Below are 22954 nucleotides of genomic sequence, written 5' to 3' on the forward strand. Positions count from 1 at the left end.
AAACAATGGCGGGTCCCTCCCGTGTCGATTCATCTGCCCTCTCTCGTTGGTGGAGAAATACGGATAGAGTAACCCTCGCCTGCGTTGGTCTATTAATTGGTCTGGGCTATGTTCTAATGCTCGCAGCCAGCCCTTCAGTTGCTGCGCGTATTGGCGCATCGCGCAACATGTTTATCCTAAAACAGATTATCTTTTTGCTTTTAGCAGGAGGAATCGTTCTTGTTGTTTCATCCCTCTCGCGTAACACCATAAAAAAGCTGGCTTTCGTCGGAGGGATTATTGCACTTGGCGCAACCGCTATGACACTTGTTCATGGAATGGAAATTAAGGGTGCACGCCGATGGATTTCTCTGCCCTTAATGTCTGTACAGCCATCTGAATTTTTAAAACCTTGCTTTGCTGTCGTGACAGGCTGGCTTCTTTCTGCTCGGCGGACGGTTGTCCTTAAAGGGAATATTGCCTTTCCGGGTATGCTTTTAGCATTTGCATCTTTTGCAGCCATTTTAGTTTTGCTGAAGTCCCAACCTGATATCGGAATGTTATCCGTTATTACGATGGTTTTTATGACGCAGCTTTTCGTCGATGGCCTAAGGCTCTACTGGGTTGGCCTTTGTGTCGCCAGTATGGTTGGCGCATTTGGTGCAGCTTATATTGTTTTCCCTCATGTACGTTCACGTGTTCAGCGTTTCTTACACCCTGATGTCGGTGATCATTATCAGATTGATACTGCCCTTCGGGCTTTTGGTAATGGGGGCCTTTTAGGGCGAGGTCCCGGAGAAGGTCGAGTAAAAGACCTTTTACCCGATGCTCATGCTGACTTCGTTTTTGCCGTAGCAGGTGAAGAATACGGGCTTTTGCTTTGTGTTGGAATTATACTCATTTTTGGAACAATTGTTATTCGCACCTTACTCAAACTAATGCGTGAAGACGATCCTTTCGTTATTATTTCAGCGAGCGGGCTTGTCACAGGGTTTGGATTGCAAGCTTTCGTTAATATGGGCTCCACTCTTCACCTTATCCCAACTAAAGGCATGACCCTCCCTTTTATTTCTTACGGCGGTAGTTCAGCTATGTCTGTTGCATTAACAATGGGGATGGTACTTGCCCTTACCCGGCATCATGTTGGACAAGGCAAAGTGTCACAACGCGTCGCTCAATCTTATAAACCCGGCTCTCTACTGGAAAGACATCCTCAATGAAACGCCCTATTATCATCGCTGCTGGTGGAACCGGCGGTCATTTCTTTCCGGCAGAAGCTGTCGCAACTGTTCTGGCTGAACGAGGGCATAACCTCATTTTAATGACAGATGCTCGTCATGGTAAACGTGAATCCGGCTTCTTTAAAGACAGACCTCAATATATCCTTGAAGGAGCTGGTGTCGCAGGGAAAGATCTATCTCACAAAATTAAAGGACTAACCGCCCTGATGCGCGGGACAATCAAAGCACGAGAAATCTTACTCTCGTTAAATCCAAGTGCTATCGTTGGTTTTGGAGGATATCCCTCTCTTCCACCACTTGTTGCCTCGCGCCTTTTGCCAGCAGAAAAACGCCCCAAAATGATCATTCATGAAGGGAATGCTGTTCTAGGAAAAGCCAATGCTTTCGTGGCGCGCTTTTCTCCTCTGATTGCAACATCGTATGAACACGTATCGCGTCTTCCTAAAAATGCTCAATCAACCTTAACTGGCATGCCTGTTCGTGCAGGCATCGAAGCCCTTTTTGGTATAGGTTATGAACACCCCAAAGAAAACATCAATATATTGGTCTGGGGCGGTTCATTAGGAGCCCATATTTTTTCTGAAGTCGTTCCTTATGCTCTCGCAGCACTGCCGATCGGCCTTCGTTCACGCCTGCATGTCACGCAGCAAGTTCGCAAAGAAGACCATGAATTGGTCAAGCATGCTTATCAAGAAGCAGGTATCTTAGCTGAACTCGCCCCCTTCTTCACAGATGTTCCAGAACGATTAAAAGCCGCTCATCTTGTGATTGGGCGCGCCGGGGGCTCTTCTGTTGCGGAAATCTCTATGGTTGGTCGCCCTTCTATTCTTGTTCCTCTTCCTATTGCAGCCTCAGATGAGCAAGGGGCGAATGGACAAGTCCTACAAGATGATGGAGCCACATGGATGATGCGCCAAAATGACTTCAAACCCTCAACATTAACAGCTCTGCTTTCAGACGTGCTCACCAACCCGGAAAAGCTAGCCACTGCCGCAGCGGCTGCCCAGCGTTTTGCCAAACCTGAAGCTGCTAAAAAATTAGCTGACCTGGTTGAGTCTACCCTTTAATTTCTAGATAATCATCTAGCCTTTCTTTGCCCTTCATTTTTAGAGTATTTGCCTCATGCGTGCCCTGCCCCTTAATATTGGAACAATTCACTTCGTCGGTATCGGTGGTATCGGAATGTCCGGCATTGCAGAAGTTCTGCATATGCTTGGTTATAAAGTTCAAGGTTCGGACATTGCAGAAAATGCTAACGTCCAACGTTTGCGACAATTGGGCATTACCATTCATATTGGGCATGATGCTTCTAATTTGGGCGATGCACAGGTTGTTGTCACCTCTACGGCTGTCAAAAAAGACAATCCTGAGGTTCTGGCTGCACGGACAAAACTCATTCCTGTCGTCCGTCGGGCTGAAATGTTGGCCGAGCTGATGCGCTTGCGTTGGTCTGTTGCCATTGGCGGCACACACGGAAAAACCACAACAACCAGCCTTGTTGCATGCGTTTTAGAACATGCGCGCCTTGACCCTACTGTTATTAACGGCGGCATCATCGAAGCTTATGGCACCAATACCCGCATGGGATCAGGTGATTGGATGGTTGTAGAAGCAGATGAAAGTGATGGCTCTTTCCTCCGCTTACCTGCAGTCATTGCCGTCGTCACCAACATGGATCCAGAACATCTGGACCATTGGGGCGATGAAGAGACCATGCAAGCTGGATATCATCAATTCGTCTCCAACATTCCATTTTATGGGTTTGCGGTCCTTTGCGTTGACCACCCTCAGGTTCAGCAAATGATCCCGCGCCTGTCGGACCATCGCATCATCACATATGGATTCAGCCCTCAAGCCGATGTGCGGGCTGAAAAAATTGTCATGGATAAACGCGGGGCAACATTTGAAGTTGTCGTCACAAACCGCGCAAAAAACAAAACACGCCGCGCAGGCCCTTTCCGCCTTCCGATGCTTGGGCACCACAACGTTCTAAATGCTCTGGCGGCGATTGCTGTTGCGTTAGAAATGGAAATTAAAGACTCTGTCATCGCTTCTGGTTTAGCGTCCTTCCGCGGGGTCAAACGTCGCTTCACACGAACAGGTGAATATAACGGCATTGCGATTATTGATGATTATGGACATCACCCTGTCGAAATCGCGGCTGTGCTTAAAGCTGCTCGCCAAGCGGGTGCCAAAAACGTCGTTGCCGTGATGCAGCCTCACCGTTATTCCCGCCTGCAAGTCCTTTTCAATGATTTCTGCACCTGCATGAATGATGCTGATACCGTCATTGTTGCAGACGTCTATGCCGCAGGAGAAGCCCCTATCCCGGGAGCAGATCGGGATGCACTTGTTGAAGGCTTACGTGACAGAGGCCATCGTTCTGTTGTGCCTCTTCCTTCGCCAGAACTCCTTCCTGAAATGATCAATGCTATCGCAAAACCAGGTGATTATGTGATCTGCTTAGGTGCAGGAAACATTACACAATGGGCGCAAACGCTGCCACAAGACCTTGTTGATTTAAACACACCAAAAGAAAAGAAGGAAAACATCTCAGCATGAGCAGTGATGCTTTTCCGGTGCATGGTCTGCGCGGCCGCATAACGAAAGATGCCCCTCTTGGCCCACGGACATGGTTCCGCACCGGGGGCGCTGCGGACTGGCTGTTTATCCCGGAAGATCAGGATGATTTAATTCAATTCCTTAAAAACAAACCGTCCGAGTTGCCTTATCTCGTACTTGGTGCCTGTTCAAACGTCATCATTCGCGATGATGGAATTGAAGGTGCCGTTATTCGACTGACACGTGGTTTTTCAGAAATACAAGTTGTGGAAGACCAGATTATCGCTGGGGCAGCCGCTTTAGATGTTACGGTTGCAGAGCATAGCGCTACGGCAAGCCTAGCAGGGCTTGAGTTCCTAAGCGGTATCCCCGGCTCTATTGGGGGTGCCGTTCGTATGAATGCTGGAGCGTACGGTTCGGATATCAAAGCAGTTCTTCAATGGGCTGATATCATAACCTCTGACGGCACACTCAAACGCCTCTCATGTGAAGAGCTTAGTTTTTCTTATCGACATTCAAACCTACCTGAAGATGCCATCGTCGTCAGAGCTTGCCTGAAAGGCCAAGCAGGAGACGCAGCAGAAATTCGTGAACGCATCTCCGAAATCAAAGAATCTCGTGAAAACTCTCAGCCTATTCGGGCGCGCACTGGCGGATCCACCTTCAGAAATCCTGATGGACATAAGGCGTGGGCTTTAATTGATGCCGCTGGATGCCGTGGTATGACACTCGGCGGAGCACAGATTAGCGAAAAACATTGCAATTTTCTCTTAAATCTAGGCACAGCTACAAGTGCTGATCTTGAGAATTTAGGTGATGCTGTTCGTCAAAAAGTACTAGACCAAAGTGGAATAGATCTGCATTGGGAAATTAAACGTCTTGGCCGCCGAATAAAAGGAACACCAACATTATGAAAATTGCAGTCCTTTATGGTGGTGTTTCAAATGAACGTCCTGTTAGCCTCGTCAGTGGTACAGCTGTTATTGATGCTTTGAATCAAAAAGGTCACACCGTTACTGGTATTGACGTTGGTTCTGACATCATCGCTACAGCTTCAGCTCTTCAAAGCCTTCAGCCTGATGTTGTGTTTAACGCACTTCATGGCCCTAAAGGTGAAGATGGTGCAATCCAAGGTGTATTGGAATGGCTCAATCTTCCTTATACTCATTCGGACATTCGTGCGTCTGCTGTCGCCATGGATAAGGAAGCAACACGTATTCTCCTTGCTGCGGCAGGGCTTCCCGTTGCTCAAGGCCGCGTTGTTACGCGCAAAGAGCTTCTTAACGGCGATCCGCTTCCTCCACCGTACGTTATAAAACCTATCCGTGAAGGCTCCTCAGTTGGGGTAGAGATTGTTCATTCGAAAGATAATCGTCGCATCGAGATTGCTGAAAAATGGGAGTTTGGGGAGAGCATGCTTGTTGAAAGCTTCATCCCCGGCCGAGAGTTAACAACGGCCGTTGTTGGTGATCGAGCACTCACCGTAACGGATATTCTACCGGCAGAGACTGCTGATTTCTATGATTTTGAGGCCAAGTATAAATCCGGAGGGTCACGCCATATTGTTCCAGCTGATTTGCCTGCCAACGTCACCACACGAGCACTTGAATATGCTCTAAAAGCCCATCAAGTCATTGGCTGCTCTGGCGCAAGTCGTACCGATTTCCGTTATGACGAACAAACCAATAATCTTGTTATTCTCGAAGTAAACACTCAACCCGGGATGACGCCAACATCTTTATTGCCTGAACAAGCTGCATTTTGTGGTATATCTTATCCAGACTTATGCGACTGGATGGTTAAGGAGGCATTAGCGCGGTAATGCCCAGAGATTTCCGCTCTCAAGACCCCAAATATGCTCGACGCTCTCCATTCCGAGAGACGAGACCATCCGATATGCCTGCATATGAGGATCGTCCTTCACGAGCCAAGCTTTTTTGGAGACGACAAAAACGTCTCATCCGTCCTGGAATTGTGCTGCTTGTTATTGCAGGGCTTTTTGGCGTGGGAGCACGTCTTTTATATGATGCGGCATCAGAAGAACGCTTTGCTCCCTTCAGAGCCAAACTTATAGCTATGGAACCGCTACCGATCCATCACATTATTATCAATGGACGCGGTATAACGAGTGAAGATTCTATTTTTCAGGCTTTAGGAACCAGTATTGGACAACCCATATTTGGTTTTTCTGTCGAAGAAGCTCGAAAAAAAATTGATGATTTACCATTTGTTGACCATTCTACGGTAGAACGTCGTATGCCAGACACGGTTGTCGTTACTTTAACTGAACGAACCCCGATTGCTGTTTGGCAAAGACATGGTCATTTTTCACTTATCAATCGCGCCGGAGAAGAAGTGCCCGACCAAGGAATGACAGGGAAAAATGCCCAAGCTTTTCTTCAATTACCTCTTGTCGTTGGAGATGGAGCTAATCAATTTGCTGCAAGCATTATCGATGACTTAACAAAAGAGCCCGACGTTAAACAGCATGTTACAGCTTTAGTACGTGTCGGTAATCGACGGTGGGATGCTACATTAAAAAATGGGGTGACCGTTAAATTGCCTGCAGGAGAAGAAGCGGCCGCTTTTAAACGACTATCTTTTTATCAAACATCAATGCACCTCCTGGATCGTCCTGTTATTTCTATTGACATGCGCTCACCTGATCAAATGGTGATCCGCTTACCACCAACACCACCCCCTGCATCTTCAGATGCTACTACTTCGCCCGCCTCTGTTTCCAATCAGACAACACACACTCATGACTGATCTCACCCCTTCCTCTGACCTTCCTGCTTTTCGTCGGCGCCGCGGCCTACGCGGGCGCTCTCTTATCCCCGGGAAGGGAGAGCAGGACTTGGTTTCAACCAAGAAATCACGTGAGATTCTTGCCCTTCCACCTGATGAAAAAGAAAAGCCTCTGTCATGGCGCTCTGGATATTTTGGCGCTTTGGATATTGGAACCACAAAAGTTACCTGCCTAATCGGTCGGGGGAATAATAATGGTTCTCTAGAGGTTGTTGGCTATGGGTGGCGGCGGTCACATGGGGTTCGTACAGGCTCTATTGTTGATATTCAAAAAGCAGAAGCGGTTATTCGTGCAACTGTTGGCCAAGCGGAAGAAGCTGCCGAGCGCCGGATAGATTCGCTGGTAGTTAATCTCTCTTGCGGGCACCCTCATAGCCGATTAGTGGACTGTCATCTTCCTTTGGGGGGACGCGAGGTTACAGACGGGGATGTCCAGCGTCTTATTGCCGAAGGTCAAGCTAAAGCATGGCAAGAAGGCCGTGACATCATACATACACTTCCGATCGGGTATATGGTGGACCGTATGTATGGAATTGTTGATCCGAGAGGGCATCAAGGGGAGCAAATCAACTCCAAGCTCAATATCATCGACATGAACTCCAGTGCTTTACGAACACTTGATACTGTCTTGCAACATGCAGAACTTAAACTAGATGCTCTTGTCTCTAGTCCTCTTGCATCTGGTTTGTCCGTTTTAGCACCTGAAGAACGCGATCTTGGGGTTACCGTTGTTGAGATGGGAGGCGGCACCACATCCCTTGCTGTTTTCTGTGAAGGTAAACTTCTTCATACAGCTCAAATCCCAGTTGGGGGGCTCCATGTCACTCGAGATATTGCTGGGGTCCTATCAACTTCTCTTGATACTGCTGAACGACTGAAAACGATGTATGGCGCGGCTCAAATGGGCTCTGACGATCAACGAGAGTTTCTCTCTGTCCCTTTAATAGGCGAACGACACGACCGTTTAGCACGCATCCCTCGAGCCAAAATTATCTCTGTTATTCAACCACGTATTGAAGAAACTCTTGAGCTTGTGAGACAATCACTCGACAATTCTGGACTAGGCCGTTTCACTAACAGCCGCGTCGTTCTGACCGGCGGCGCATCCCTCTTGGAAGGGCTCACTCCTGTGGCTTCACGCATCCTTGCTCGACCTGTCAGAATGGGAAAACCATCAAATGTTTTTGGACTTCCTGAAACCGCAGCCGCTTCTGCGGGTTTCTCTACTGCTGCCGGACTTTTAGCGTGGGCAGCGGGAGCCGATCGTCAATTCGGAGATATTTCCGTTTCCGAAGAAAATCGATCACATGGTTTTGTAAAACGCTTAATGGGCTTCATACGCACGCGCGTATGAGCTAAACAATAAAATAACTTTTTCCGTTGCTTTTTCGCAGTTCCGGGCCTTTGATTATGACGCTGAACCTTACACCGACACCGAACTCTCACGTTGAGCTAACCCCACGGATTACCGTGATTGGCGTTGGCGGTGGCGGCACAAATGCCGTCAACAATATGATTAGCTCAAATTTGAAAGGAGTTGAGTTTGTTGTTGCTAACACTGACGCACAACAGCTCGCTCACTCCAGCGCAGAACGCCGCGTTCAACTAGGGCCGCATTTAACACGCGGCTTAGGCGCAGGTGCAAAGCCTGATATTGGCCGTGAAGCCGCAGAAGAAGCTACTCAAGAAATTGACCGCCAACTTGAAGGTGCAAATCTTGTCTTCATCACTGCCGGAATGGGGGGGGGAACAGGGACAGGTGCAGCCCCAGTCATTGCCAGAATGGCACGCGAAAAAGGTATTCTTACCGTTGGTGTCGTTTCAAAACCTTTCAATTTTGAAGGTAAACGTCGCGCAGCTCTTGCTGACAATGGTATATCAGAACTGCAAAAGCACGTTGATACGCTGATTGTTATCCCGAACCAAAACCTTTTCAATTCAGCGAACCAAAACACAACACTTCGTGAAGCCTTCCTTATGGCTGATAATGTGTTGAATATGGGTGTCCGCGGTATTACGGATCTCATGGTTTCCCCAGGGCTGATTAACCTTGACTTTGCTGACGTTAAATCCGTCATGGAAGAAATGGGTAAGGCCATGATGGGAACAGGTGAATCATCGACAGAAGAAGATGGAGATGACAGGGCAACGCTGGCTGCTGAACGTGCTATTTCCAATCCGCTCCTTGAAGATGCTTCCATGGCTGGCGCACGTGGCTTGCTTATTAATATCACAGGCGGCGAAGATTTGACTCTTTACGAAGTCAATGCGGCAGCAGATCGTATTCGTGAAGAAGTTGCCGAAGATGCCAACATTATTTTCGGAACATCTATTGACGATAGTCTCAGCGGCAAAATTCGTGTCTCTGTTGTTGCAACAGGAATTGATATTGATGCCCAAAATAAAACAATCACAGCTGAACGCAATAATACTTCTGCCGCCCCTCAAGTAGCAACACCTCAGCAAACGACAGCACGCCCAACGCCTCCTTTCCAGCCCGGGTCAACTTATGCAGGCGGCCCTCCTCGCCCAACTTACTCACCGCAGCCGCAAAATACGCAAGCACACCAACAACCGCCACACACGCCCTCAGCAGCTCCCGCTGCTCCTCAGCAAAATGCGCCGAATGTTACGCCTCAGCCAGTGCCTCCTGCTCCTGAGGTTCCCTCGCAGGCTGAACAAACACACACTCAACAACGGTCTGGCCTTTTTTCAGAGCCTCAACGAACACCCCCCGCACCAGAACCAGCACCACGAAGCCTCTTCGGCCTTGTAACTGGTGCGTTTAGAAGCCGTCCAGCACATCAAGATGTGCAAGAAGCTCCTCGGGCCGAGCCAAATATGCCAGATCCGTATCATACAGCTGAGCGCAGCAATACGGCCAACCCGCCTCCTCAGCGCCAAGAAACACCGAGCCTTGATGATGGAAGTCTGGATATTCCAGCCTATTTACGACGCAAGGATTAAAAATTTCTTGCCTTCCAAAGCCCCTCTCTTGAGGGGCTTTTTTTGTACCGTAACATCCTGCAACAATGATTGAATGGCACTTTATGCTGTTATGATCTTTAATAACACTAAATCGTTACCTTGGGAGAAATACGCAGGTTACGCTTATGCTTCAAAAAAATGTTTCCTCAACACAACATCATTTAAAGACATGTTCGTTTTTGGAGCAGGCGAACGCTCAAAACCTGCAGACCACTCTTGCTTCCACCATTTCCTGTAAAGGCGTTGCTCTGCATACAGGACAGGAAGTCGAACTGAAGCTTATCCCAGCCGATGCAGATACAGGGATTTTAATTCACCGTAGTGATTTAGCTGATTCATATCCTTTCCCTGTTCGCCATGATCGAATTGTTGATACACAACTTTCTACCGTAGTGGCATGCAAGGAAAATCCCTCCTTGAAAGTTGCAACGATTGAGCACCTCATGGCTGCGTTACATGGCCTTGAGATTGATAATGTCATTATTTCTCTCAATGGACCTGAAGTACCCATATTAGACGGATCTGCCGATTCTTTTACTTTCCTTATCCGCTGTGCCGGTCAGAAAACTCTTGAAGCACCTCGTCGCGTTATTAAAATACGACAAACAGTCCGCGTAGAGGGAAAAGATGGGGCTTTCGCAGAGCTTCAACCCACTCCCCAAGATCTATCATTGGCTATTTCTCTTGATTTTGCGGCTTCAGCGATTGGCCATCAGCGCTATGCCATGACACTTGATAAAGAACGTTTTCTAAAAGAGATTTCTTTCTGCCGTACTTTTGTAAACCTAAAAGATATTGAATATCTCCATAGCATTGGGCTAGCCCGCGGCGGTTCTTTAGAAAATGCTATCGTGGTGGATAACGATCATATTCTGAACCCCGAGGGATTAAGAATTGATCGTGAATTTGCACGGCATAAACTTCTGGATGCCATTGGGGATCTTTATTGCAGCGGCTACCGTATCCAAGGTGGGTTTATCGGGCATAAATCAGGCCATAAACTCAATAACGAACTCTTGCATGCTGTCTTTTCTGACCCGAAAAACTGGTCTTTCGAAGAGCCAAAAACGTCCATTCCTTTGGAAAACACCCCTATTCCTTCATGTGTTGCTGCATAATGATCGTGACAAAGGTCTTTTCCCGTTCAAATCACATGATATAAGAGTATTTCCACGGGAAGAAGCAGGTATGGTAAAAAGTAAACAGCATCACTCCAGAATAGCCGCAATCAGAAACGATTCGTCTCTTAAGATTGCTTTCATCAGTGGGCTTCTATTATTATCGAGCTGTAGTTCAGATAATAATAAAAAGCTTGAAGCACCTAAAAATGCTGATGCTGAAACGCTCTATAATTATGGAATCGATGCTCTCCATTCTGGGCATTATAAGCTAGCGGCTGGAGAGTTTGAGCTTCTACAGCAGAATTATCCCTATTCTGGCTTTACGGGTAATGCTGAGTTGATGGAAGGTTATGCCTACTATCTACAAGGGGAATATGCCCTCTCCGTCCAGCAGCTTGAACGCTATTTACAACTGCACCCAACCAGCCCAGATGCAGCCTATGCTTTTTATTTAAGAGCTCTTTGCTATTACGAACAGATTGCTGATGTACAACGTGATCAGCAGGGCACGGTCGAAGCGATGGATGCTTTGGAAGAAGTGATTACGCGCTTCCCACAAACAGCCTATGCGCGTGATGCTCAACTCAAGATTGATCTTTGCCGTGACCACTTGGCAGGTAAGGAAATGCTTGTAGGCCGTTACTACCAGCAACAACGTAACTACGAAGCATCTCTCACACGTTATCAGCGCGTCATTCAGGACTTCCAAACAACTAACCACGTTCCTGAAGCCCTTGAACGCATCGTTGAGGTTGATATGGATCTTGGCCTGAAGGACGATGCCCGTCAGACAGCTGCTGTGCTGGGGTATAATTACCCCGATAGTCAATGGTATCGCTATGCTTATAATAAGCTGAGAGACCACCATCTCCTATCAGACAACCTAAAACAGCCCAAAAACACTTCGAGCAAACCACGTGGATTCTTCTCCAGAGTATGGCATAGTATCTTTTAAGATGAGACGTTTGAATAACGTCTCTTCACATACAATATACTTCTTATGCTGATCCACTTATCCATCCGGGATGTTGTATTGATCGAGAAACTCGATCTTTCGTTTTCCACCGGTTTAACGGTTCTCACGGGGGAAACTGGAGCAGGAAAATCAATCCTACTCGACAGCTTAGGCCTTGCATTAGGGGAGCGTGCCAATGCAGGGCTTATTCGCTCAGGGGCGTCCCAAGCCAGTGTCTCTGCTTCTTTTGAGACACCCAACAATCATCCTATTTTTTCACTTCTGGAAGAACAAGGTATTCTCCTAGAGGACCCAAGCGAGCCTCTTGTTTTACGACGTATCGTCTCTTTAGATGGGCGCTCGCGCGCTTATATTGCCGATCAGCCAGTCGGCATTACGCTCCTACGTAAAATAGCCTCTCAACTTGTGGAGATCCAAGGCCAGCATGAACAAATGGGGTTGGCTGACCAAAGCACTCACCTCGCCTTATTGGATGCTTTTGGTGTTAAACGCGAACTCCTTATCCGCACACATGAGTCTTTTCATGTGTGGGCAAAAGCTCAAGACGCTTTGACAAAAGCACAACGTGAAATTGAACAGGCGGCACGCGAAGAAGAGTGGCTTCGCCTTACTGTCGAAGACCTTTCAGCCCTTGCCCCTCAAGAGGGTGAAGAAGAAAGTCTCGCGGCAATGCGCATTAATCTGCAACAAGATGAGCGCCGTGGAGAAGCAGTAGCCGCCGCTTTGTCTGAACTCACGCCTCGGGACAGGCGCTCTAGTGGCCCAGCGTCTGCCCTTCGTGCGGCAAGCCGTGCTCTTGCGCGCTTATTACCGAGCGCGTCTGAAACAGAAAGTCTGAACTCTACGCATCATACCCAAGCGCAAGAAGCTCTCGACGCTCTGGAAAAAGCAGAAGAAGCTCTTGCGGATGCCGAGATGTTACTCACCCGCCTTGCTTCTGATACGGAAGGTGACCCTCGCCTGCTTGAAGAAACGGAAGAGCGTCTATTTGCCTTACGGGCAGAAGCTCGCAAACATAATATTTCCGTTGCTGAACTTCCCCGTTTTTTGGCCTCACTTCAAGAAAAACTGGCCGCCCTTGAAACAGGAAATGCCGCTCTCATACAACTCCAAGCCGATGTTACACAGGCAAAGCAAGCTTATGAGGACGCAGCACGAGCACTTTCTACAGCACGCCAAACAGCCGCCAAAAAGCTTGAACAAGCCGTTATGCGCGAGCTTAAACCTGTTAAGCTTGAGCGTGCTCAATTTATTGTTTCCCTCACGCCGCTTTCAGCAGAACAGTGGAATAGCCGTGGAATGGAACAATCATCCTTCCTGATTGCGGCTAACCCCGGCCAAACTCCAGGCCCTCTTGCCAAGGTTGCCTCCGGTGGCGAATTATCACGCTTAATGTTGGCGCTGAAGGTGGTTTTAGCCCAACGTTCCGACATCGGTACACTTGTGTTTGACGAAGTTGATTCGGGTGTTGGGGGCGCTACGGCCTCCTCTATTGGAGATCGACTTCATAAAGTCGCACAAGACGTCCAAGTTCTCGTTGTCACACATAGCCCTCAGGTTGCTGCCCGCGGGGACCAACATTTACGCATTGCCAAGCGTATCCGTAATGAGCGCACAGAGACTCTGGCTGAACCTCTGCCTCATGACGCACGACGAGAAGAAATTGCTCGTATGCTTGCTGGTGATGTCATCACTGATGCAGCCCGCGCTGCTGCCGATAGCCTACTCCTAGGATAATTACATGTCAGCCATTACTCGTCATGCAGAATTAGAGCTCCTCTTGGCGCGTTGGGATGACGCCTATTATAATCAAGATGATCCTGAAGTTTCTGACGCAGAATATGATGAAAAACGCCGGGAACTACAAAAATTAGAAGAAGAATATCCTGAGCTAAAGAAAACAGGCCAAGCCAGCCAACGCGTTGGCGCTGAACTGGACGCCACCTTTACCAAGCACAAGCATCGCACACCGATGCTTTCATTAGATAATGTTTTCAACACAGAGGAATTTGACGGTTTTATTTCCAAAGCAAGCCGTTTCCTCGGGCTCAATGAGACAGAAACACAAGCCCTTCAATTTGTTGCCGAACCAAAAATAGACGGCCTTTCGATTAATCTCACCTATGAAAACCGTAAATTCGTAAGAGGTACAACACGCGGAAATGGCCTCGTTGGGGAAGATGTCACAGCCAACCTCCGCACCTTACACGACATCCCAACAAAACTTCCCGATGATGCACCAGACTATATTGAGATCCGAGGTGAAATCTTTCTCTCGAAAGAAAATTTCTTAAAACTGAATGAAAAGCAAGAAGCTCAAGGGATTAAACCTTTTGCTAATCCACGCAATGCAGCATCAGGTTCTTTACGCCAGCTTGACCCAAAAATTACAGAAAGCCGTCCCCTCTCTCTCTTTGCATATTCCCAAGGCTTTTCTTCTCACCCCGTCAGCACAACGCATTGGGACTATCTAGAACAGCTTAAAAAATGGGGGTTTAACGTTAATCCTCTTTCCACCCTCATTAAACATCCAGATGAAATTGCACCTTATGTTGAGCGTCTTGCACAAGAACGCTCGGCTCTTGCTTACGATATTGATGGAATTGTTTTTAAACTGAATGATATTAGCTTGCATGATCGCCTCGGTTTTGCAGGCCGAGCTCCACGATGGGCTATCGCGTGGAAATTCCCTGCTGAACAGGCCATGACCCGACTGCTCAAAATCGAAATTCAAGTTGGCCGAACAGGCGCTCTTACTCCTGTTGCACATTTGGAGCCCATTAACGTCGGTGGAGTGATCGTCTCACGGGCAACGCTTCACAATGAAGACGAAATTAATCGTAAAGATGTCCGTGAAGGTGATCTCGTTAAAATCCAACGGGCGGGTGATGTTATCCCACAAATCCTTGAGGCCGTTAAAACTGAGACTGACAGAAAACCTCCCTTCCACTTTCCTGATCATTGCCCCGTTTGCGGCTCCTTAGCAGAACGTGTGCATGGAGAAGCTGTCCGCCGTTGCACGGGAGGGTTAACGTGTGAGGCGCAAGTGGTAGAACGTCTCATTCACATGGTTTCCAGACTGGCCTTTGATATTGATGGCCTTGGGGAACGCAGTATCCGTGAATTTCATGCCGCTGGTCTCATCCTAAAACCCGGTGATATTTTTCGTCTTAAACAGCATCAAGAAGCTCTTGAGAAACGTGAGGGTTGGGGGCAACTCTCTGTCCAAAATCTGTTAAATGCTATTGAAGAACGCAGGATACTCCCCCTTTCCCGCTTTATTTACGGACTAGGTATTCGCCGGATTGGTGAGCGCAATGCTCAACTGCTGGCCCGTCACTACCAAACCTTTGAGAACTGGCGCAGCGCTATGATCGCCGCACAACCTGAAAGTGAAGAACGCTCTAGCCTTGGCTCCATCATGGGCGTTGGCGAAGCTATAGCTGATGAACTCGTTGCTTTCTTCTCCGAAGAGCATAACCTTGAAGCCATTGATGATTTAAGGCGCGAAATGCACCACCTTGAACCGGAAGAAGCTCCTGCTGAAGGGCATCTTTCTGGGCAGATCATTGTCTTTACCGGAACACTCACAACCATGGCACGCCCCGAAGCAAAAGCTCTTGCCGAACGTTTAGGGGCACAAGTAACGGATAGTGTTTCAAAAAAAACGTCTTTAGTCGTTTTAGGTGAAAAAGCGGGTTCAAAAGCTAAGAAAGCAGCTGACCTCGGTATTAAAACCATAAGTGAAGCAGAGTGGAGAACTTTGGCTGGGATTTAAATTTCAGTCGCAATCATAAGAGATATCTTTATATAAAAGAAAATTAGTATTTCGGTACAAATTTTCATATAATGTGTTTCTTATGTCAGCTCATTTTTCTTCCCAGCATTTTCTTTCTCTTTTCTTGCTGGGCCTTCTTGCCACAGCAATACTTATTGGAATTTCAGTCCTTATCTCAATGTCTGAAATCTCTTTTGCTGCAGCACGTGATGTACGTGTGCGCTCAAAAGCAGATGCCGGAGATCCTCGTGCAATCGCTTTCCTAAAGCTGCGTCGCAATAGTGGCCAAGTTATTACCGTTCTTCAGATATGCTTGAACGCTGTTGGAATTTTGGGCGGTGTTATTAGTGAATCCATGTTGAGCGCACCCATGTCTGCGTTCTTTCAGTGGATAGGATTGCCTCTTTCTTTAGCAACCAATGTTGGAGGAACAGTCTCCTTTATTTTCATTACGGCTATTTTTGTGCTTTTTGCCGATTTATTGCCTAAACGAATTGCAATGAATGCGCCTGATAAGATTGCCCTTAAAGTCGGCTGGTTTCCGGCTCTTGCGCTCAAACTACTTTTTCCTGTTGTATGGATTTTTTCCAAAATTTCTGATGGCCTATTGCATCTCCTAAAAATCCCTGCGGCATCAACGGTTGAGCCCGTCACCCCTGAAGATCTACGCGCAATTCTAGCTGCGGGCACGGCCTCTGGTGTTCTTTTGGAACAAGAGCATCAGATGATTCAAAACGTTTTAGGCTTACAAGATCGTGCCGTAACTTCTGCCATGACCCCACGCGACGAAATTGTTTATCTGGATGTGCAAGAACCTCCAGAAAGCCAACGTGATAAAGTCCGTGCGAAGCCCTACTCTCGTTATCCTTTATGTGACGGTGATTTGGATCATGTGATTGGGTCCATTCGTGCAGAAGACGTTCTGGCTGCCGTTGTGGATGAACCTCCCCCTCAAGAAAGCCAAACAATCATTCCTGCGGCAAGCCAGATTTTCAAAATGCGCAGAGATGTTCTTTCCTTGCCCGACACATTAAACCTTTGGGAGACACTCGCTCAGTTTGATACACACGCGGCTGGCTTTGCTCTTATTGTAAATGAATATGGCCTCGTTGTTGGCTTAATTACTTATAAAGACATTATGGGAGCTTTAATGGATGGCCTTGCCAACCCATTTGAAGAGCAAGCCATCGTTAAACGTGATAATAACTCATGGTTGATTGATGGAGCTGCTCCTATTGGAGATGTTATACGAGAGCTTCATATCCCCATCTTTGATGATGTTCAGAACTTTGACACTGTTGGTGGCTTCGTTATGAATCGTTTGAGACGCATTGCCCGCAAAGCCGATAGTATTGAAACCTCAGGATTTCGCTTTGAGGTGGTGGATGTCGAAGGTTTCCGGATTAACCAGTTGCTTGTCACACGCCTATAGCTTTCGAATAATCCATTAAAGGATACTCTCCATGGCTGATTTAAAGCACACGGCCCTTATTATCGTTGATGTTCAAAATGATTTTCTTCCAGGTGGGGCACTGGCGGTTCCTAGTGGAAACGATATTATCAAACCCATTAATGAGCTCAGTCAAAAAAGCTTCAAACTGATTGCTGCTTCTCAGGACTGGCACCCTAAAAACCATTGTTCGTTTTCAGATCAAGGTGGCCCTTGGCCAACGCACTGTGTTGCTCGCTCTAAAGGTGCTGATTTTCCTCAAGATCTCAACACAGATCCTATTCAACACTTTATTCACAAAGGCATTCATCAGGAAACAGATAGCTATTCCGCTTTTTTTGATAATAATCACGTCTACACAACTCCGCTCCATGCGATCTTACAAGAAAACCATATAAAACGTGTGGTCATTACCGGCCTAGCCTTAGACTACTGCGTTGCCGCAACAGCCCGTGATGCATTAGAGGCGGGATATAAGACCGACATCATTCTAAGCGCTACACGTGGGATTAACCCATCAGAAGAACTTTTAAACGATATGAAAAGCAGAGGTATCAATTTACTTGAATGAAACGTTCGCCTTGCAAGGCGCAAGTGGTGCGCCCTGCTGGATTCGAACCAGCGGCCCACAGCTTAGAAGGCTGTTGCTCTATCCAACTGAGCTAAGGGCGCAGATAGAATTCAAGAAGATGGTCGGGGCGCCCGGACTCGAACCGGGGGCCTCTTGTACCCAAAACAAGCGCGCTACCAGGCTGCGCCACGCCCCGAACTGATGCGGAACTTATGGCCATTCTGTTTTAAACGCAAGAGGCTTTTTGCCATTATTTTACTTTTTTTACTCTTTTTCTTTTTTCACCAACGGCGGAACAAAAAGAGGCGCAGTATCCCAAGGAAAAAGAACCCACGTGTCTTGAGGAACTTCCATAACAAATTGATCGGTATGGGGTTTCCCGTCGGGTTTAGCGTATAAACATGCAAATACAGCCTTGGGTAACAACTCCCGCACTAATTTTGCCGTTACGCCCGAATCAACCAAATCATCCACAATGAGAAAACCTTCCCCATCCCCTGCGGCAACAGGCGCTTTCACAACTTGAGGTTCTCGCTGAGATCCCTCCTCTTCTGCATAACTGATAACCGAAATACTTTCGATCAACCGGCACCCCATTTCTCGACCCAAAATCGCCGCCGGGATCAGCCCCCCACGTGTAATGGCAACAATGCCTTGGAAAGAACCATATTTACGCATCAGCTCAGTTGCTAAATGGCGGGCATCCCGATGCAACTGATCCCATGTCACTGTGGCATACTGAACCGATTGTGGTGTTTGAGTATTTGTCATAATTTACCCAGATCCTTTTCTTTCAAAACTTTTATAATCCACTTACACATAAAAATGCTTAGAATAAAAAAATGATTGACCCAGCCTTACGCTCCCTTCCCGGTTTACCTGCTTTCATTACAGGCCGAATTTTTGCTCAACTGTCATCTGCCACAATGACCGTGGCCCTCGGATGGCAGATGTATGCGCTTACACACAGCATCGCATCTCTCGGATATCTTGGTTTAGCACAATTCCTTCCCATGATCCCTTTGACTTTCTTATCGGGTCATGTGGCTGATCGATTCAACCGCAAAAACATTGTTTTAACCTGTCAGGCTTTAGAGGCTTTCAGCACGGCTATTTTAGCACTTGCCGCCTTCTATCATCTCCTCACTCCTACTCTCTTTTATGCCTTTGCGACGATTTACGGCGTTCTTCGCAGCTTTGAACTTCCCAGTCAGCAAGCATTTCTTCCAAACATTGTCCCGCCGGAGCTTTTTCCCAAAGCGCAAGCCTTTGTATCCTCCCTTTTCATGACAGCATCCATTGTAGGCCCCAGCCTCGGAGGCATTCTCTACGGAATCGGTCCGGTGTTTTGCTACACTCTTTCTACATGCGGCTTTGCTGTAGCCTTCATGGGAACATCCAATTTAAAGTTACGCCGCATTCCTATCCCACGTGAACCAGTCACCTTTGCATCTGTCTTTGCCGGGTTAAGCTTTTTAAACAAACGACGCGATCTTTTGGGAGCAATCTCGCTTGATATGTTTGCTGTCCTCTTAGGTGGCACAACAGCAATGCTTCCTGTCTATGCAGATGGTATTTTAAAAGTTGGCCCCATTGGACTGGGCTTTTTAAGAGCGGCACCTGCTATTGGATCTATGCTCATGTCTTCTTGGCTAGCTCGCCATCCGCTTGGTCAAAAAGCTGGGCTTAAAATGTTCGCAGCCGTCATTGTCTTTGGAATTACGATCATTATTTTTGGTGCATCTCACACCGTTTGGATTTCCGTAGCCGCTTTAATCGGCCTTGGGGCCGCAGATGTCATTAGTGTCGTCATCCGCTCATCGCTACTCCAACTCGCTACACCCGATTCAATGAGAGGACGAGTCTCTGCCATAAATTCATTATTTATCGGCTCCAGCAACCAGCTGGGGGAGTTTGAAAGTGGTATGCTCGGCAGTTGCATTGGTCCAGAAGCAGCAGTCATATCAGGTGGAATCGGTACCATTCTCATCGCGTGCTTGTGGATGTATTCCTTCCCACGGTTACGAAACCTTGACCGCCTGGAAGATGTCCGGCCAGAATAATCGTTTGATGAGTGAAATTTAGACACAAAAAAAGCCCTCCAAAAGGGCTTTTAAATGTTACCGTAGAACTCTCTTAAAGAGTGGCTCCCGAAGTAGGACTCGAACCTACGACCCAGCGATTAACAGTCGCTTGCTCTACCAACTGAGCTATTCGGGACCGGTGAAAACGTATCTACTTAAATTCTCCGAAGAGGTAAAGCCCTTATTTTCACTTTTTTGAATTTTTTATTTTTTTCTTCTAACTTTCAGAAAATAAATAATTTTAAAGCTCTTCTCGTCCCCGGGTCGCAAGTTGATCAACACGTTCATTATTCTGATCGCCGGAGTGACCTTTTACCCATAACCACTCTATGTCATGTTTTTTGGAAACATCGAGAATACGTTGCCACAAATCCATATTGGCAACCGGATCTCCTGCTGCATTACGCCACTTTCGACGCACCCAACCTTCATGCCAACGCGTAATGCCATTGCGTAAATATTCACTATCCGTATGCAAACGGACCATACAAGGACGCGTCAAAGCCTCAAGCGCTTCCGCCGCTGCGGTAAGTTCCATCCGATTATTGGTGGTTTCGGCTTCACCGCCCCATAGTTCTTTCTCTTTCCCCTTAAAGAACAAAAGAACCCCCCAGCCACCTGGGCCTGGGTTTGGTTTACAGCCTCCATCTGTCCAAATATCAACAAAAGGACGCGCATCCTTTGTCTCTTCAGACATGATCAACCTCAGAAAAATATCTTAACCGCGTTAAATAAACTAACGGATCTTTCTTCGTGACCAAGGCTCCTTCTGGCGTGTTCACCCAGTCATATAGCCGCGTTAAGAAAAAGCGTATTGCAGCCCCTTGGCACAAAAGAGGTAAAGCTTCTTTTTCAGCACGCTCCAACGGGCGTACCTTCTCATACCCATCAATCATGGCCTTCGCGAATGTCGGAAGAAACGTTTTATCTTCTTTAAAACACCATGCATTCAAACAAATGGCTATGTCGTAAGCAAAAAAATCCGTACAGGCGAAATAAAAATCAATTATCCCAGAGACGGTTTTCCCCTGAAAAAAAGCATTATCAGGAAAAAGATCAGCGTGTATTTGACCCCGCGGTAAATCATCTGTCTGAGGCCAGTTTTTTTCAAGCCGCAATAATGCTTTCGAAATTTCTTGCGTCAAACCAGATGAAAGATCATCTCCCGCTCCATGACAGCTTTCGAATAAAGGCCGCCAGCCTTCAATAGAAAGTGCATTTTTCCTTTCTATTTTATAATCAGCCCCCAAAACATGGAACTGGGCCAAAGCCTCTCCAATCGCTGCACAGGATGCTTCATCTATTTCTTCAATAGCTCGACCAGACAGAAAAGTTGTTATCGCGGCGGGGCGGCCTGCAAGTTCCCGCAGGGCCTGCCCTTTCTGATCTTCAACAGGCTGGGGGCAATTTAAGCCTTTTTGAGAAAGATGCTTCATCAACCCCAAAAACCATGGAAGGTCCTTAGGCTGAACACGACGCTCAAATAGTGTCAAAATATATTTTGAATCACTCGTCTTCAGAAGAAAATTGCTGTTTTCTATCCCTTCAGCAATTCCTTCAAACGCCTCTAATGTACCAATGTTATATGTGCCAAGAAACGCGCGCAGCGTCTCGGCCGCCACTTCAGTATAGACGGCCATAAAACTTTATTTTTCCTCTCCAGAAAGTGGGCTTGGCAAACGGAAACTTACGCTTTCTTCTTTTACAATCCGTTCTTCAATCTTGAGATTATATTTTTTGGACAAGGCATTGACCATTTCCTGAACCAAGCTCTCAGGGGCTGAGGCTCCTGCGCTAATGCCAAGTGTCTTGACCCCTTCCAGCACAGACCAATCCAGATCGACAAGCTTCGGCACCAAAATGGCTCGCGTTGCGCCTGAGCGTTCTGCCACTTCTCGCAAGCGCTGCGAGTTGGAAGAATTGGGTGAGCCAATCACGATCACCAGATCGCTTTCATGCGAAATTGCTTTCACTGCCTCTTGGCGATTCGTCGTTGCATAACAAATATCTTCGCGCTTTGGTCCCTCAATCAAAGGGAAACGCTCACGAAGAATCTCTACGATTTCAGCTGTATCATCTACAGAAAGCGTCGTCTGGGTAATGAATGCAAGGCGTGTCGGGTCCTCTGGCTGAATCGTCCGCGCTTCTTCTGCATCATTAATTAATGTGACAGCCCCAACAGGCAACTGCCCCATCGTTCCCACAACTTCTGGATGCCCTGCATGACCAATCATAAGGATATGACGTTGCTCAGGGCCACCGCCTGCAAAATGACGCTCCGCTTCACGATGAACTTTAGAAACGAGCGGGCATGTCGCATCAAGATAAAGGAGATTCCGGCGCTCGGCTTCTACAGGGACAGACTTGGGTACACCATGCGCAGAAAAGACGACATGCCCATCTTCTGGTACTTCGTCCAATTCTTCTACGAAGATGGCCCCTTTAGCTTCCAAACCTTCCACAACGGTTCGGTTATGCACAATCTCATGACGAACATATACTGGAGCGCCATAACGGCGGAGAGCTTCTTCCACCACACGAATGGCACGGTCTACCCCGGCGCAAAAGCCACGTGGTCCCGCAAGCAACACACGAAGTGTCTGTTGATGTGTGGCATCCTGATGATCTTTAGATGCAAAAATTGTCTGATCTGACATGGTGTTCCCCAAACGGGTAGAATTCGATATATTAGGGTCAGTATCGACCGGATTGCGATATGTCGCAATGCCCAGACCGCTTTGTAGGAGTTTCTACAGCAAATGCCAGCCCTTCGGCGCCTTGCCTTATCTTTTTATCTCCCAACCTGTGCTCTTTTGGCCCTTTCCACTCTGGCAGGGTGCGGCGAATCCGACCCTCAACTTTTTGCACCAGCCTGCCCTGCGACAGACGTCCCGGCAGCAACAGCAGACCAGTTTGTTTATAACAACCAGAGTCTGGATGTTGGGAGCCTTATTAGCCATGCTCAACTTACCGCAATTGCTGGTGATTGTGAACGTGGCCCACAAAGCTCTGACGATCAACAAACGACCCGCACTCGTATAAGTTTAGCGATGAACTTAACGCGTGGCCCTGCTGCTAAAGATAATATAATTACCGTTCCGTATTTCGTAGCGATCATGCGAGATGGCAAGATTATTGATAAAAAAATCTTTAAAGATACTTTTGCTCTTCCTGCCAACGTCAGCACACAATCCGTTCGAACCGAACTACGCTTAATTGACCTGCCTGCATCTCAAAATTTACAAGAAAATCCATATACACTTGAGATTGGCTACCAATTAACGCCCGATGAACTGACCTACAACAGACAGCATCTTCCCATCGCAACATTTGAACGCCATTCTCAATAAAGCGTAAGGCCTTCAAAGTTCTTCTCAAAGGGGTGGATTATTCATA

The 22954-nt window shown here is 47.4% G+C and carries 20 protein-coding genes and 3 tRNA genes; 16 read left to right on the forward strand and 7 right to left on the reverse strand.

Translation table 11 applies throughout. The annotated features are described in order from the left end of the window. Positions 1 to 5 precede the first annotated feature (5 nt). The 14 genes from E3D00_RS00810 to E3D00_RS00875 all read left to right on the forward strand — a co-directional run bounded on the left by E3D00_RS00810 (position 6) and on the right by E3D00_RS00875 (position 17474). On the forward strand, positions 6 to 1199 hold the full coding sequence (locus E3D00_RS00810; protein ID WP_141459076.1) for an FtsW/RodA/SpoVE family cell cycle protein: 1194 nt from the start codon (positions 6 to 8) through the stop codon (positions 1197 to 1199). Continuing rightward, positions 1196 to 2287, forward strand: a complete 1092-nt coding sequence (gene murG, locus E3D00_RS00815) for an undecaprenyldiphospho-muramoylpentapeptide beta-N-acetylglucosaminyltransferase (RefSeq protein ID WP_141459078.1) — start codon at positions 1196 to 1198, stop codon at positions 2285 to 2287. Before E3D00_RS00810 ends, murG begins: the two co-directional genes overlap by 4 nt. Before the next feature lie 55 nt (positions 2288 to 2342). Beyond that, positions 2343 to 3782 carry a UDP-N-acetylmuramate--L-alanine ligase gene (murC, locus tag E3D00_RS00820; protein WP_141459081.1) on the forward strand — a complete coding sequence of 480 codons (1440 nt, stop codon included), beginning with the start codon at positions 2343 to 2345 and terminating at the stop codon, positions 3780 to 3782. Beyond that, a complete protein-coding gene (gene murB, locus E3D00_RS00825) occupies positions 3779 to 4696 on the forward strand; it encodes a UDP-N-acetylmuramate dehydrogenase (RefSeq protein ID WP_141459083.1) in 918 nt (305 codons plus the stop codon). The genes murC and murB overlap by 4 nt, the downstream gene beginning before the upstream one ends. Next, the gene (locus E3D00_RS00830; protein WP_141459085.1) at positions 4693 to 5604 is read left to right on the forward strand and encodes a D-alanine--D-alanine ligase; all 912 of its coding nucleotides are present in this window, start codon (positions 4693 to 4695) and stop codon (positions 5602 to 5604) included. The genes murB and E3D00_RS00830 overlap by 4 nt, the downstream gene beginning before the upstream one ends. Further along, a complete protein-coding gene (locus tag E3D00_RS00835; protein ID WP_141459087.1) occupies positions 5604 to 6551 on the forward strand; it encodes a cell division protein FtsQ/DivIB in 948 nt (315 codons plus the stop codon). Before E3D00_RS00830 ends, E3D00_RS00835 begins: the two co-directional genes overlap by 1 nt. Beyond that, a complete protein-coding gene (gene ftsA, locus E3D00_RS00840; RefSeq protein ID WP_141459089.1) occupies positions 6544 to 7944 on the forward strand; it encodes a cell division protein FtsA in 1401 nt (466 codons plus the stop codon). The genes E3D00_RS00835 and ftsA overlap by 8 nt, the downstream gene beginning before the upstream one ends. A gap of 56 nt (positions 7945 to 8000) precedes the next feature. Next, a complete protein-coding gene (ftsZ, locus tag E3D00_RS00845; protein WP_141459091.1) occupies positions 8001 to 9557 on the forward strand; it encodes a cell division protein FtsZ in 1557 nt (518 codons plus the stop codon). A 146-nt stretch (positions 9558 to 9703) separates the two neighbouring features. Further along, a complete protein-coding gene (gene lpxC, locus E3D00_RS00850; RefSeq protein WP_141459093.1) occupies positions 9704 to 10696 on the forward strand; it encodes a UDP-3-O-acyl-N-acetylglucosamine deacetylase in 993 nt (330 codons plus the stop codon). A gap of 70 nt (positions 10697 to 10766) precedes the next feature. Next, positions 10767 to 11654, forward strand: coding sequence for an outer membrane protein assembly factor BamD (locus E3D00_RS00855; protein WP_141459095.1), 888 nt, complete (start codon positions 10767 to 10769; stop codon positions 11652 to 11654). Between the two features lie 45 nt (positions 11655 to 11699). Beyond that, complete coding sequence (gene recN, locus E3D00_RS00860) at positions 11700 to 13412, forward strand: DNA repair protein RecN (RefSeq protein WP_141459097.1); 1713 nt, start codon at positions 11700 to 11702, stop codon at positions 13410 to 13412. Between the two features lie 4 nt (positions 13413 to 13416). Further along, entirely contained in the window at positions 13417 to 15453 is a 2037-nt protein-coding gene (gene ligA, locus E3D00_RS00865; protein ID WP_141459099.1) for an NAD-dependent DNA ligase LigA, read from the forward strand. An 82-nt stretch (positions 15454 to 15535) separates the two neighbouring features. After that, a complete protein-coding gene (locus tag E3D00_RS00870) occupies positions 15536 to 16885 on the forward strand; it encodes a hemolysin family protein (RefSeq protein ID WP_141459101.1) in 1350 nt (449 codons plus the stop codon). Between the two features lie 31 nt (positions 16886 to 16916). Continuing rightward, positions 16917 to 17474 carry a nicotinamidase gene (locus E3D00_RS00875; RefSeq protein ID WP_141459103.1) on the forward strand — a complete coding sequence of 186 codons (558 nt, stop codon included), beginning with the start codon at positions 16917 to 16919 and terminating at the stop codon, positions 17472 to 17474. A 24-nt stretch (positions 17475 to 17498) separates the two neighbouring features. Here the strand turns inward: E3D00_RS00875 and E3D00_RS00880 are convergent. The 3 genes from E3D00_RS00880 to gpt all read right to left on the reverse strand — a co-directional run bounded on the left by E3D00_RS00880 (position 17499) and on the right by gpt (position 18245). Then, positions 17499 to 17575 (reverse strand) — tRNA-Arg (locus E3D00_RS00880). A gap of 18 nt (positions 17576 to 17593) precedes the next feature. Next, a tRNA-Pro gene (locus E3D00_RS00885) sits at positions 17594 to 17670 on the reverse strand. Positions 17671 to 17738: 68 nt separating this feature from the next. Beyond that, positions 17739 to 18245 (reverse strand): xanthine phosphoribosyltransferase, encoded by a 507-nt coding sequence (gpt, locus tag E3D00_RS00890; RefSeq protein WP_141459105.1) that lies wholly within the window; start codon positions 18243 to 18245, stop codon positions 17739 to 17741. Positions 18246 to 18316: 71 nt separating this feature from the next. Here gpt and E3D00_RS00895 point away from each other — a divergent pair, with 71 nt between their 5' ends. Next, a complete protein-coding gene (locus tag E3D00_RS00895) occupies positions 18317 to 19537 on the forward strand; it encodes an MFS transporter (protein ID WP_141459107.1) in 1221 nt (406 codons plus the stop codon). A gap of 81 nt (positions 19538 to 19618) precedes the next feature. Here the strand turns inward: E3D00_RS00895 and E3D00_RS00900 are convergent. The 4 genes from E3D00_RS00900 to ispH all read right to left on the reverse strand — a co-directional run bounded on the left by E3D00_RS00900 (position 19619) and on the right by ispH (position 22215). After that, positions 19619 to 19694 (reverse strand) — tRNA-Asn (locus E3D00_RS00900). A gap of 105 nt (positions 19695 to 19799) precedes the next feature. Next, positions 19800 to 20255, reverse strand: a complete 456-nt coding sequence (rnhA, locus tag E3D00_RS00905; RefSeq protein ID WP_141459109.1) for a ribonuclease HI — start codon at positions 20253 to 20255, stop codon at positions 19800 to 19802. Beyond that, positions 20248 to 21198, reverse strand: a complete 951-nt coding sequence (locus E3D00_RS00910; RefSeq protein ID WP_141459111.1) for a homoserine kinase — start codon at positions 21196 to 21198, stop codon at positions 20248 to 20250. Before E3D00_RS00910 ends, rnhA begins: the two co-directional genes overlap by 8 nt. 6 nt (positions 21199 to 21204) lie before the next feature. Next, positions 21205 to 22215 carry a 4-hydroxy-3-methylbut-2-enyl diphosphate reductase gene (gene ispH, locus E3D00_RS00915; RefSeq protein ID WP_141459113.1) on the reverse strand — a complete coding sequence of 337 codons (1011 nt, stop codon included), beginning with the start codon at positions 22213 to 22215 and terminating at the stop codon, positions 21205 to 21207. Positions 22216 to 22317: 102 nt separating this feature from the next. On the opposite strand from ispH, the gene E3D00_RS00920 reads away from it, so the two are divergent. Next, on the forward strand, positions 22318 to 22908 hold the full coding sequence (locus E3D00_RS00920; protein ID WP_141459115.1) for a hypothetical protein: 591 nt from the start codon (positions 22318 to 22320) through the stop codon (positions 22906 to 22908). Positions 22909 to 22954: the final 46 nt, after the last annotated feature.

Origin of the sequence: Swingsia samuiensis (genome assembly GCF_006542355.1) — a bacterium.
Taxonomy (GTDB): domain Bacteria; phylum Pseudomonadota; class Alphaproteobacteria; order Acetobacterales; family Acetobacteraceae; genus Gluconobacter; species Gluconobacter samuiensis.